11 protein-coding genes are annotated in these 11,439 nt (G+C 66.6%); 4 read left to right on the top strand and 7 right to left on the bottom strand.

What is annotated here, in order from left to right; genetic code table 11:
• Positions 1-135: 135 nt before the first annotated feature.
• Positions 136-1,077, top strand: coding sequence for a hypothetical protein (locus AC1D1W_RS17910; RefSeq protein WP_476944387.1), 942 nt, complete (start codon positions 136-138; stop codon positions 1,075-1,077).
• Positions 1,078-1,218: 141 nt separating this feature from the next.
• Here AC1D1W_RS17910 and purL read toward each other — a convergent pair whose 3' ends face one another.
• Genes purL through purS form a run of 3 tightly spaced genes read right to left on the bottom strand, consistent with a single transcriptional unit; the run spans position 1,219 to position 4,560 of the window.
• Positions 1,219-3,552: a phosphoribosylformylglycinamidine synthase subunit PurL gene (gene purL / locus AC1D1W_RS17905; protein ID WP_243181452.1), complete on the bottom strand. Its 2,334-nt coding sequence runs from the start codon at positions 3,550-3,552 to the stop codon at positions 1,219-1,221.
• Positions 3,549-4,307 carry a phosphoribosylformylglycinamidine synthase subunit PurQ gene (purQ, locus tag AC1D1W_RS17900; protein WP_243181453.1) on the bottom strand — a complete coding sequence of 253 codons (759 nt, stop codon included), beginning with the start codon at positions 4,305-4,307 and terminating at the stop codon, positions 3,549-3,551. Before purQ ends, purL begins: the two co-directional genes overlap by 4 nt.
• A 1-nt stretch (position 4,308) precedes the next feature.
• A complete protein-coding gene (gene purS, locus AC1D1W_RS17895; RefSeq protein WP_018776110.1) occupies positions 4,309-4,560 on the bottom strand; it encodes a phosphoribosylformylglycinamidine synthase subunit PurS in 252 nt (83 codons plus the stop codon).
• Between the two features lie 275 nt (positions 4,561-4,835).
• On the opposite strand from purS, the gene AC1D1W_RS17890 reads away from it, so the two are divergent.
• Both AC1D1W_RS17890 and AC1D1W_RS17885 read left to right on the top strand, forming a co-directional pair.
• The gene (locus AC1D1W_RS17890) at positions 4,836-5,021 is read left to right on the top strand and encodes a hypothetical protein (RefSeq protein WP_028278002.1); all 186 of its coding nucleotides are present in this window, start codon (positions 4,836-4,838) and stop codon (positions 5,019-5,021) included.
• Between the two features lie 331 nt (positions 5,022-5,352).
• Complete coding sequence (locus tag AC1D1W_RS17885; RefSeq protein ID WP_476944386.1) at positions 5,353-8,493, top strand: S8 family serine peptidase; 3,141 nt, start codon at positions 5,353-5,355, stop codon at positions 8,491-8,493.
• A 90-nt stretch (positions 8,494-8,583) separates the two neighbouring features.
• On the opposite strand, the gene AC1D1W_RS17880 is transcribed toward AC1D1W_RS17885, so the two are convergent.
• From AC1D1W_RS17880 to AC1D1W_RS17865, 4 genes are read right to left on the bottom strand one after another with little or no spacing between them, the layout of a single operon-like run.
• A complete protein-coding gene (locus AC1D1W_RS17880; protein WP_476944385.1) occupies positions 8,584-8,964 on the bottom strand; it encodes a serine protease inhibitor in 381 nt (126 codons plus the stop codon).
• Positions 8,961-9,941, bottom strand: a complete 981-nt coding sequence (locus tag AC1D1W_RS17875; RefSeq protein WP_476944384.1) for a 3-methyladenine DNA glycosylase — start codon at positions 9,939-9,941, stop codon at positions 8,961-8,963. Before AC1D1W_RS17875 ends, AC1D1W_RS17880 begins: the two co-directional genes overlap by 4 nt.
• Complete coding sequence (locus tag AC1D1W_RS17870) at positions 9,910-10,491, bottom strand: SSI family serine proteinase inhibitor (protein WP_243181456.1); 582 nt, start codon at positions 10,489-10,491, stop codon at positions 9,910-9,912. The genes AC1D1W_RS17875 and AC1D1W_RS17870 overlap by 32 nt, the downstream gene beginning before the upstream one ends.
• 27 nt (positions 10,492-10,518) lie before the next feature.
• Positions 10,519-11,007 (bottom strand): MarR family winged helix-turn-helix transcriptional regulator, encoded by a 489-nt coding sequence (locus tag AC1D1W_RS17865; protein WP_243181530.1) that lies wholly within the window; start codon positions 11,005-11,007, stop codon positions 10,519-10,521.
• A gap of 118 nt (positions 11,008-11,125) precedes the next feature.
• Here AC1D1W_RS17865 and AC1D1W_RS17860 point away from each other — a divergent pair, with 118 nt between their 5' ends.
• On the top strand, positions 11,126-11,350 hold the full coding sequence (locus AC1D1W_RS17860; RefSeq protein WP_028278007.1) for a hypothetical protein: 225 nt from the start codon (positions 11,126-11,128) through the stop codon (positions 11,348-11,350).
• Positions 11,351-11,439 lie beyond the last annotated feature (89 nt).

Below are 11,439 nucleotides of genomic sequence, written 5' to 3'. Positions count from 1 at the left end.
GCGGATTGCTCCGCCAACCCCCGTCGAATGCTCCGTAGTCGCCCTTTTGAGGCTCCATAACGGCACTTATGGAGCCGTCGATGGGCGTTGTGGATAACTTCTGCAGCGTCGACGCCGAACTGGTCTGATGAAGCCATGAAGACCGCGCGTCCGCTGCCGGACGATTTCCAGCGACGACCCTTTACCGTCGTCGAAGCGGCAGCGGCTGGTGTGTCACTAAAAAGGCTCCGCCACCAGTCCCTGGCCGCGCTGGGCCGGGGAATCCGTGTGCAAAGCCCGACGCCGGGGCTTCCCTTGTGCGTGCGAGTGCGGCCTTTCATTGAGGTCAATGAGCGATGCGCCGCGTCGCACCTCACCGCGGCGGAGCTTGGTTCGCTTCCGGTGCGGCAGCAGAAGGAGGCACCACCGATGTACCACGTGATCAGGCCCGAGGGCGCGGCCCATCTCAACCGGCCACACGTCATCGTCCACCGCATGAAGCTCTACGACGACGAAATCACGCTGCTGGACGGGATCCCCATCACCACCCCGGAGCGGACCTGGCTGGATCTAGCCGAAATGTTGACCGTAGACCAACTCGTTGTGGCCGGCGACAGCTGCGTTCGGATGCCCAGACCTGAGCTCGAGGGCAGGGAGGCGCCGCTCTGCAGCCTTCAGGACTTGCAGCGGATGATCGACCGCCACAAGGGAAAACGCGGAATCCGCAAGGCGAAGGAAGCCATCGCCCTCATTCGCGTGGGCTCCGATTCGCCGCAGGAGTCGTTGCTGAGGCTGGCCATAGTCCGGGCCGGCCTTCCGGAACCAGAGCTGAACGTTCCGATCATCGACGATGCAGGAACCCGGCACCACGAACCCGACCTGTCCTATCGGAAATACAGAATCGGCGTCGAGTACGAGGGCGAACTCCACGGTGAGGAGGGCCAGATCGTCCGGGACATCGCCCGTTCGGAGAAGTACACGGCCCTCGGTTGGACCGAGGTCCGGATCTCCAAGCGGCATATGCACGATGATGCCAAGGCCGCGGTGGCCAAGGTCCGTGCCGCACTCCTGCAGGCGGGCTGGCGGCCCGGCCGTTAACGAACGATTGCTCCGCAACTGCAGTTTTGAGGGTTCAAAAGGGCAGCTGCGGAGCAATCGATGGAACTAGGGTGGCGGTGGGTGGGCCCACGCCGCCAGGGTTCCCTGGCCGAGCTTGCGAGGCTAGGGTGGCGGTGGGGACTAGCCGAAGTACTTCGGCAGGGTCGCCTCGTGGGCTTCGCGGAGCGCGTCGAGGCTCATGGTCTCGACGCCGTTGATCTCCAGCGTGCCGCCCTCGGCGTCCACCACACCGATCCGGACGTGCGCGAAGCCGCGGGCGGTGCACATGTCCGTGAAGCGGATTTCCTCCGAGCGGGGCACAGCGACGACGGCGCGGCCCTGGGTTTCGGAGAACAGCGCCGTGAACAGGTCCACGCCGTCGCGGTCCAGGACGTCCTGCAGGGCGATCCGGGCGCCCACGCCGTAGCGCAGGGACGACTCCACGAGGGCCGCGGCGAGGCCGCCTTCGGAGAGGTCGTGGGCGGAATCCACCATGCCGTCGCGGGAGGCGTTGATCAGGATCTGGCCCAGTTCGCGCTCGGCGTCGAGGTCAACCTTCGGCGGCAGGCCGCCCAGGTGTCCGCGCATGTTCGACCATTCCGAACCGTCCAGCTCTGCCGCCGTCGTGCCCAGCAGGTAGATGGCCTGGCCGTCTTCCTTCCAGCCCGACGGCGTGCGGCGGGCGACGTCGTCGAACTTGCCCAGCACAGCCACCACGGGGGAGGGGTGGATGGGGGTGGTCCCGGTCTGGTTGTACAGCGAGACGTTGCCGCCGGTGACCGGGATGCCGAGGACCATGCAGGCGTCGGACAGGCCGCGGATGGCTTCGGCCAGCTGCCACATGACGTCGGGGTCCTCGGGGGAGCCGAAGTTCAGGCAGTCGCTGACGGCCATCGGCACGGCGCCTGAGGTGGCGACGTTGCGGTAGGCCTCGGCCAGGGCCAGCTGAGCGCCGTGGTACGGGTCCAGGTAGGTGTAGCGGCCGTTGGCGTCGGTGGCCAGGGCCACGCCCAGGCCGGTTTCCTCGTCCACCCGGACCACGCCGGCGTCGTCCGGGAACGCCATGGCGGTGTTGCCGCCGACGTAGCGGTCGTACTGCTTGGTGATCCAGGACTTGTCGCACATGTTCGGGGAGGCGACGAGTTCGGTGATGGCGGCGGCCAGGTCCGCCGGGGCGGAGGGACGGCCAGCGTCCTGCACGGACCCGGTGAAGGAGTCGGCCTGGACGGCGTCCTGCCATTCGGGGCGGGCATAGGGTCGGTCGTAGACCGGGCCGTCGTGGGCCACGGTGCGCGGGTCGACGTCGACAATGACCTCGCCTTCCCACGTGATGATGAGGCGGCCGGTGTCGGTCACCTCGCCCAGCCAGGAGTACTCCACCGCCCACTTGTCCATGACCGCTTCAAACGCGGCGATGTTCTCGGGGGTAACCACGGCCATCATGCGTTCCTGCGACTCGGACATCAGGATTTCGCCCGGGGTCAGGGTGGGGTCGCGGAGGAGCACGGAGGTCAGCTCGACTTCCATGCCGCCGTCGCCGTTGGAGGCGAGTTCGGAGGTGGCGCAGGAAATGCCGGCGGCGCCGAGGTCCTGGATGCCCTCCACCAGGGATCCCTTGAACAGCTCCAGGCAGCACTCGATCAGGACCTTCTCGGCGAACGGGTCGCCCACCTGGACCGCGGGGCGCTTGGACGGCTTGGTGTCATCGAAGGACTCCGAGGCCAGCACGGAGGCGCCGCCGATGCCGTCGCCGCCGGTGCGGGCACCGAACAGCACCACCTTGTTGCCCTTGCCGGAGGCGTTGGCGAGGCGGATGTCCTCGTGGCGCATCACGCCGACCGCCAGCGCGTTCACCAGCGGGTTGCCCTGGTAGACGGAGTCGAAGACCATTTCGCCGCCGATGTTGGGCAGGCCCAGCGAGTTGCCGTAGCCGCCGATCCCTGCCACGGCGCCGTGCATGACGCGGGCGGTGTCCGGGTGGTCAATGGCGCCGAAGCGCAGCGGATCCATCACCGCTACCGGGCGGGCGCCCATGGAGATGATGTCGCGGACAATGCCGCCGATGCCGGTTGCGGCGCCCTGGTAGGGCTCCACGAACGACGGCGAGTTGTGGGACTCGATCTTGAACGTCACGGCCCAGCCGTCGCCCAGGTTGGTGACACCGGCGTTTTCGCCGATACCCACGAGCATGTCCTTCTTCATTTCCTCGGTCACCTTGTCGCCGAACTGGCGCAGGTGGTTCTTCGAGGACTTGTAGGAGCAGTGTTCGCTCCACATCACCGAGTACATGGCGAGTTCCGCGCCGGTGGGGCGGCGGCCCAGGACCTTGACGACCTCGTCGAACTCGTTCTGCTTCAGGCCCAGTTCGGCCCAGGGGAGTTCGGTGTCCGGGGTCTTGGCCGCGTTCTCGACGGTGTCGATGTTGAACTTCCGGGCGGTCTCCGCGGGTGCCGCCACTGCGGGTGTCTCCGTCATTTGTTGTCTCCCACGATCTTGTTCAGGACAGAGGTGAAGAACCCGAGGCCCTCGGTGCCGGAGCCGAGCTCGGGACCGAAGCCGGCCTCCACGGCGTGCTCGGGGTGCGGCATGAGGCCCACCACGTTGCCCGCGGCGTTGGAAATGCCGGCGATGTCGCGGCGGGAGCCGTTCGGGTTGAAGCCGACGTAACGGAACACAACGCGGCCTTCGGCCTCGAGCGCGTCCAGGGTCTTCTCGTCGGCGATGTACTGGCCGTCCTGGTTCTTCAGCGGCACGGTGATTTCCTGGCCGGCGGCGTAGTCCCCGGTCCAGGCGGTGGTGTTGTTCTCCACGCGCAGGACCTGGTCGCGGCACATGAACTTCAGGTGGTCGTTCTTGATCATGGAGCCGGGCAGCAGGTGCGACTCGGTCAGGATCTGGAAGCCGTTGCAGATGCCCAGCACGGGCAGCTTGGCCTCGGAATTGGCGGCGTCGATGATCTTGGACATCAGCGGCGCGAAACGGGCGATCGCGCCGGCGCGGAGGTAATCGCCGTACGAGAACCCGCCGGGAATCACGACGGCGTCAACGTCACCCAAGGTGGTGCCGGCGTGCCAGAGCTCCACCGGGGTGGCGCCGGCCAGACGGACCGCACGGGCGGCGTCGCGGTCGTCGAGGGTGCCGGGGAAGGTGACGACGCCGATCCTCGCACCAGCGAGCCTGGGGTTGGCGGCGACGGCGACGGCCTCGCCGATCAGGGGGAGTTCAGTCATTTCAGGCCTCAACGACCTCGACGTTGACGACGTCCTCGATGACCGGGTTGGACAGCAGGGTCTCCGCGGCGTCGCGGGCCTGGGCCAGGATCTCCTCGGTCACCTCGCCGTCGACCGTGAGTTCAAAGCGCTTGCCCTGGCGGACAGAGCTGAAAGCGGTGAAGCCCAGCCGGGGCAGAGCACCGACGATGGCCTTCCCCTGCGGGTCCAGAATCTCGGGCTTGGGCATGACGTCGACAACGATCCGGGGCATCCGGCAACTCCTGTGCGTGAGCGTTGGGTAAGGGCGCAGCGGAGTGGTGCCGTCTCACGCCGATCCGCTGTGTGTTGGACTGCCTGGTGAATGCAGCGTGAAAGGGCGCTCCGCGAGCTTGCATGCCCATTCTACCGGCCACCGCGCGTCCGGCCGTATTCGCAGCCGGGAGTGTGGACGCGGCCTCCCCGGCGGGTCCTTGAGCTGGAGAAATGGCGTCGCGGGGGCGGCTGCGCCCTATGGCCGGGGCTGCCGCGGGTCAGTAGGATGTGCGCATGGCTGAGAAACCGAAATCCGTGGTGTTGTCTGTTGTGGCCGTCGCAGTGTTCGCCGGGCTGGGCCGGATGGTCCTGCAGAAGATCAAGGCCGACCGCGCGGCGAAGGCGACCAAGGTGGCCGGGCCCCTGGATGAGAAGACCCGCGCATGGATCAGCGACGTGGTCCGGACTCCGCGAAAGTAGGCCGCCAGTAAGCCAGTGTTGGGCCCGCGGTGGGCCCGCGGACCATGACGGGCAGGGTCCCCCCGCGCTGAGGTACCGCAGGGGTGCGGCCGCGCGGGCCGGAAGTACCAATTGACGCAGTTCAGCGACGTCCCCATCGCGTCGTGTCGTATTGCGTGACAAATTTTAAATACCCCTCAGTGACCTATGTCATATCTCGCTCTCAGTCTGTACTGTATGAATCGGCTGGTATCCGTGGGGGCTGGCCGGGCGACCGCCCGGTGAGTTCCCGCCAGTCCGTTGGGCCCGGCCTTGAAGCCGGGCCGTTCCTTTACGAAAGGTTCGAACACTCGTGACATCACCAGGAAAGAGCTTCCTTCGAAGCGGGGGACTCCGGAGGGCCGCGGCACTGACCCTGGGCTTGCCGGTTCTTCTGTCCAGCATCGCGATCGCCCCCGCCAATGCGGCCCCGGGGCAAGGCCTGGCCGTAGCCGGCGTCGCACAGAAGAATGTTGATCCGAATAACTACAAGGACGGCCGCTACATCGTTGTCCTGACCGAGAAAGCGGCAGCCACGTATGACGGCGGGACGGCCGGCATGCCGGCCACCAAGCCTGCGCCCGGCAAGAAGCTGGATGCCAACAAAGCTGAAGTGAAGAAGTACCAGGCACACCTGCAGCAGAAGCAGGCCCAGGTGGCCGGCAAGCAGGGCGTTAAGATCAATCGGCAGTTCACCGCCGCCCTCAACGGATTCAGCGCACACCTCACCGCGGATCAGGCCATCAAACTGGCCAAGGACCCCGGCGTGCTGACGGTTGCCCCTGACACGGAAAACGCTCCGGACTACTCCAGCACCGATTTCCTGAAGCTCAGCGGGGCCAACGGAACCTGGAACACGAAGTTCGGCGGCCAGAACGGCGCCGGCAAGGGCGTCGTCGTCGGCGTCATCGACACCGGATACACCCCGTCCAGTGCGTTTTTCGCCGGGGAAGAGGTCAAGCCCCTCGTCGGCCAGCCTGTCGTCGGTGTGCCGTACAGGACGGCGGACGGCAAGATCGCAATGCTCAAGTCCGACGGCGACACTTTTATCGGTGAGTGCCAGAAGGGCCAGGACTTCGACGGTTCTGCCTGTAACTCCAAGGTCCTGAGCGCTCACTACTTCGCCGAGGACTTCCTGCAGTTCGTGCCCCCGGCCGAGCGTGCTCCGGAAGAACTGCTGTCCCCGGTCGATGTCGCCAGCCACGGCACCCACACGGCCAGCACCTCGGCGGGCAACGCCAACGTCGAGACCTTCGTCGACGGGCGCAGCTTCGGCCTGACCAGCGGCATCGCGCCGGCCGCCAAGCTCTCCGTTTACAAGGTCTGCTGGGAAGACACCGACCCCAACACGGGCGGCTGCTACAGCTCCTCGTCCGTTGCCGCCGTCGAACAGGCCATCAAGGACGGCGTCGACGTACTGAACTACTCGATCTCCGGTTCTGCGACTTCAGTTATCGACCCGGTCTCGATTGCCTTCCTGAACGCTGCCTCCGCAGGCATCTTCGTCGCAGCATCGGCCGGAAACTCCGGTCCGACGGCGAGCACCGTCAACCACGGCGGCCCCTGGGTCACCACGGTTGCGGCCAGCAGCTTCTCCCAGGAGCTTCAGGGCACTGTTGAATTCGCAGACGGAACCAAGTTCCGCGGCGCCAGCATCATGAACAAGGAAGTCAAGGACGCCGGCGTGGTGCTGGCTGCCAACGCTGCCGCGGCGACCCCGCCGTCGAACCCCGCACAGTGCGGGCCCGGCACCCTGGACCCGGCGAAGGTCGCCGGCAAGGTCGTCGTCTGCGACCGCGGCGTTGTCGACCGCGTCGCCAAGAGCGCCGAGGTTGCCCGTGGTGGCGGCGTCGGCATGATCCTGGTGAACCTGAGCAATTCCTCGCTGGACACCGATCAGCACGCCGTCCCGACCGTCCACGTGAACCCGCCGGCCACCGCGGCCATCAAGGCCAAGGTAACCGCCGCCCCGGACATCAAGGTGTCCCTTGTTAACAAGGACACGACCGGACTGCCGCTGGAGGCGCAGCCGCAGATTGCCGGCTTCTCCTCCCGGGGCCCGCTGCTGGCCACCGACTCGGACCTGCTGAAGCCGGACGTCACTGCGCCGGGTGTTGCAGTCCTGGCCGGTGTGTCGCCGATTGGCGCTGACGGTGCAAAGTTCGGATTCCTGTCCGGCACCTCCATGGCGGCACCGCACGTTGCCGGTTTCGGCGCGTTGCTCCTGGGCAAGAACCCGAACTGGTCCCCTGCAATGGTCAAGTCCGCCATGATGACCACGGCAGGCAATGTGGTGAACGCCGACGGCTCCAAGAACACCGATGTCCTCGCCACCGGTGCCGGCCAGGTGGATCCGGCACGCATGGTCGATCCGGGTCTTGCCTACGACGCCAACGAAGAGGACTACTGGAAATTCATACAGGGTACGGGAATCAACCTAGGCCTGCCGTCCAGCATCCTGCCGCGGGACATGAACGTCCCGTCCTTCTCGCTGGGCAACCTCACCGGCAAGATCACCGTGACCCGGACCCTGACCGCTCTGACTCCGGGCGTCTACAAAGTCAAAGCCAATGTGCCCGGAATTCAGGTCAATGTGGCTCCGGCGGCCCTGAACTTCAAGGCCGCTGGCGAGAAGAAGACCGTCAAGGTCAGCTTTGAGAACAAGAGCGCTGCCCTGGGCAAGTTCGCCATGGGCTCACTGAGCTGGGAGGGTGCAGGCAAGACCGTCACCTCGCCGATCGCAGTCCGGCCGCAGTCTGTCGTCGCCGCGAAGGATGTCTTCCTTAGCACCGAATCCGGCACGGGCTCGGGCGACATCAGCGTTGTGTCGGGCACCAACTCGCCCGTCAACATGACGCTGGACGGCCTGTCCAAGGCGGATTCTTCTGCCGTGGAACTGGTTCCCGGCCCGTTCGCGGGCCGTGCCGATGCCTCGACGTTCGTCAAGACTGTGAACGTCCCGGCGGGTGCTCCGCTGGCCAAGTTCTCGGTCATCTCCTCTGACCCGGCCTCGGACTTCGACATGTGGGTGGTCACGCCACAGGGCGTCGAGCAGGTGGCGACGTCGTCGTCCAGCGAGACGCTCTCGATTGCTGATCCCGTTGCAGGCTCGTACACGATCTACGCGAACCTGTACTCCAGCCCGGGCGGCAAGGCCACGAAGGCAAGCGTTGATGCCGCGGTTCTCGGTGCCAACGAGAACAATGCGACCATCACGCCGAACCCTCTGGTGCTGCCGAACGGTGAAACAGGCAAGATCACGCTGAACTGGACCGGCCTGAAGCCCGGCTCCTACATTGGACGGATCACCTTTGCCGGTGCCAGCGAGCCGACGTTCGTCACCGTCGTCGTGAACGCTGCAGGAGCTGCCTCGGTGGCGCCGACCTCGGAAGGCGCGGCCGCGCAGTCCAAGTTCCAGCACCCGGAGCTTGAGCGCCCCAACAACGCCATCTAGGCGCGGCTCAACCCGATAGCAGAGGCAATGGCCGGCGGTTCGCACCGCCGGCCATTGCTGTCTCGTGACGCCTGCGAGGTTCCGCGTGGCTCAGATTGCGCCGGTGGAGCCTGCAACCCCGCCCAGCAGCGGCGCCATGGCACGCCAGCGGGCGATCTCGCAGCCATCGGTGCGGCTGAACGTGCTGTGGACTTCCCGGCCCAGGAACCAGCCGGTCACCACGGCGACCTGCGGACCCCCGTACTGCTGCGTGCACATCTTCGGCGGTCCCGGCTTGGGAAAGAAGATGTCCTCGCCGTGCTGCGTAACCGCCGCGAGGGCGGCCGCCGAATCCGGCAGCGTGGACGCGGGGGCGACGCTGCCGCCGTCGGCCGCCAGGCGGAAGGTGTACTCCGGCGCTTCCRGGGCCTCCGTCAGCCGGACGGTGAGATCGATGTCGTGGTGGCTGTGACGCTCGTGAGTGGCGGTCATTGCTGTCCTTCCGTGCGTTCGGGGGCAGGGCCGGAACCAATCGACTGGAACAGGGGAGCGAGCTCCTGCAACAGCCGCTGCCGCAGTACTTGTGATTCGGCTGAAAAAGCCCGCTGGTGCTCAACATACGCCGCTTTGCCCTCGGGCGTTTCGATCCTGATGGCGGGATAACCCCACTCTTGCAAGTCGTACGGCGACGCCCGCATGTCCATGGCCCGGATCCGCCACGATAGTTCGAAACAGTCCATGACGAGCTCGCTGGGCAGCAACGGGGACAGCTTGTAGGCCCACTTGTAAAGGTCCATGTTGGCGTGCAGGCAACCCGGCTGCTCCATGGCGCGCTGGTTCTCCCGGCTGGGAACCATACTGTTCAGCGGAACGGCGTCCGGGGTGTAGAAGCGGAAGGCGTCGAAGTGCGAGCACCGGATCCGGTTCTCCTCCACCACCTCGTCGGTGCGCCCGGACTCCAGCCGCAGCTGCAGGTACTCGTGCCGGAGATCGAACTTGTCCTGCCGGTAGACCATTGCCCACTCGTGCAGCCCGAAGCAGCCGAACTGGGCCGGCCGCGCGGCAGTCCCGGCCAGGATGACCCCTGCGAACTGCAGTGCCTCCCGGCGCTCCCTCAGGAAGGCGTCGGCGTCGACCGTCACAGCCGGCGACTCCGCCGGCAGCCCGGCGGCCGCGAGTTCTGCGGCGTCGGCCGCGCGGTAATACTTCCACCCGGTCCGCGCCTCAGCCTCGGGGCCGGAGAGCACGACGCCGGCGCCCGGGTGCCAGCGCAGCAGCTGTCCGGGCTTCTGGGTGTAGTAGGTGAAGAGGAAGTCCTCCACCGGGTGCTTCCGGCCGGCGGAGCGCCGCTCAAGGTAGGGGTCCGCGTAGCGGCGGACACGTTGGACGTGGGCCGCCTGGCGCGGCAGCCACTCTTCCTGCTGGAGGTGCAAGGGCTTAGCTCGCCCCGCCGGATGAGCCCAGAACATCTTTGGCGGCGTTCCAGGCGGCGATTTCACAGCCGTTTGTCAGGCTGAAGCTCGCCTGAACCGCCCTGCCATCCACGACGCCGGTGACGGTGGCCACCTGCGGGCCGCCGTACTGCTGGGTGCAGGTCTGGTTCTTGGCGGGCGGGGCGGGGCTGAGGATGGCCGGGTTGTTCTTGATGGCGATGCATGCGGCGGCGGCGTTGGGGTGCTGGCTTTCGGCCGCAGGAACCCCGTTTTGGCAGACCAGCGTGAAGTTGGCCGCGGTGCCGGTTTCGTTCGGCTTGACCATGATGGCGAGTTCGGCGTTGCCCTTGCCCGGTCCGGACGGCAGCGGGACCGCGGAGGGCGACGGGGCCGGTGACGTCGTCTCCGTCTCCGGCGACGGCGAGCCCGACGGCGCTGTGGGTGACGGGCTGGAGGGGGTGCCCGACGTCGTGCTGGGGGAGGGGGAAGGTGTGGGCCCGCCATTCGGCGTGCAGGCGGCCAATCCGGCCACGGCCATCAGGACGGCCGCCAGGACAAGTGCCGGGCGGCCCGATTGCGTGCGCATCAGCAGTCCTCCTCTGTTTTGCCCAGTCTACCGCCGGGGCACGTCGTCCGGGCCGGGCCGTGTGGCGGCGATCAGGTCCATCATGGTGGCGTGCAGCTGGCCGACCTGTTCACGCGTCAGGCCCAGCCGGGCCATCATAATGCCCGGGACTTCTGTGGCCTGCTCCCGAAGGGCGGCCCCGCGCGGCGTCAGCCGGACATCCAGGGTGCGCTCGTTGCCTTCCATCCGCTGGCGGGTGATGAAGCCTGCCGTCTCGAGCCGGCGCAGCAGCGGCGAGATGGTTGCCGGCTCCTGGGCCAGGGCGTCGCTGATGTCGCGGACCGACCGCGGGCTCGCTTCCCACAGGCACAACATGACGAGGTACTGCGGGTGGGTCAGGCCGAGCCTGTCGAGGACGGGCTTGTAAGCGCCCACGACGCTTCGGGAGGCCACCGTCAGGGCGAAGCAGAGCTGCTGTTCCAGCAGGAGGTCGTCCTGTGCTGCCTGGGAGTCCTGGGCTCCATGCGCTCCCGGCATGACGTGCCTGTCCTGGATTGCTGGGGTTCCTTCGGTCACACCGACTCCTTCGAATGATTAGTGCACTAATGATTAGCGTACACTGGGAGCATTGTCTTGCTCCCACGAAAGGATAGCCATGGCCAAGGAAAATGCCGTCGAGCGGTTCATGCGGGCCACCGGGAAGTTCCGGGCCGTGTTCGGGCCGGCCAACCGCAGTTCACTCGGCCACGAGATGACCGACCAGAACAGGCGGCTGCTGGCGGCGCGGCAGGCTGAAACTGAACAGTGGGAGACCTTGCACCGGCCCGACGGCAGCACTTATGTGGTGCCTCGAAACCCTGACGACAAATCCCTGCGCTAGGTCCCTTTTAGCGCCACCCCACCCGGGCCATTTCCCGCTGCCGGGCGTAAAATGAGGGCACTGACACACCGCTGTGCAGCATCCTGAAC

Source organism: Arthrobacter sp. P1_B4, from assembly GCF_056406555.1.
Note: the sequence above shows the minus strand (reverse complement) of the source record. Positions and strands in the feature narration are given on the sequence as shown.

Coding starts and splice junctions, on each gene's coding strand:
- AC1D1W_RS17870 (WP_243181456.1), bottom strand. CDS start 10,491: ATGCGCACGCAATCGGGCCGCCCGGCACTTGTCCTGGCGGCCGTCCTG.
- AC1D1W_RS17910 (WP_476944387.1), top strand. CDS start 136: ATGAAGACCGCGCGTCCGCTGCCGGACGATTTCCAGCGACGACCCTTT.
- AC1D1W_RS17860 (WP_028278007.1), top strand. CDS start 11,126: ATGGCCAAGGAAAATGCCGTCGAGCGGTTCATGCGGGCCACCGGGAAG.
- AC1D1W_RS17890 (WP_028278002.1), top strand. CDS start 4,836: ATGGCTGAGAAACCGAAATCCGTGGTGTTGTCTGTTGTGGCCGTCGCA.
- purS (WP_018776110.1), bottom strand. CDS start 4,560: ATGCCCCGGATCGTTGTCGACGTCATGCCCAAGCCCGAGATTCTGGAC.
- purL (WP_243181452.1), bottom strand. CDS start 3,552: ATGACGGAGACACCCGCAGTGGCGGCACCCGCGGAGACCGCCCGGAAG.
- AC1D1W_RS17875 (WP_476944384.1), bottom strand. CDS start 9,941: ATGTTCTGGGCTCATCCGGCGGGGCGAGCTAAGCCCTTGCACCTCCAG.
- purQ (WP_243181453.1), bottom strand. CDS start 4,307: ATGACTGAACTCCCCCTGATCGGCGAGGCCGTCGCCGTCGCCGCCAAC.
- AC1D1W_RS17865 (WP_243181530.1), bottom strand. CDS start 11,007: ATGCCGGGAGCGCATGGAGCCCAGGACTCCCAGGCAGCACAGGACGAC.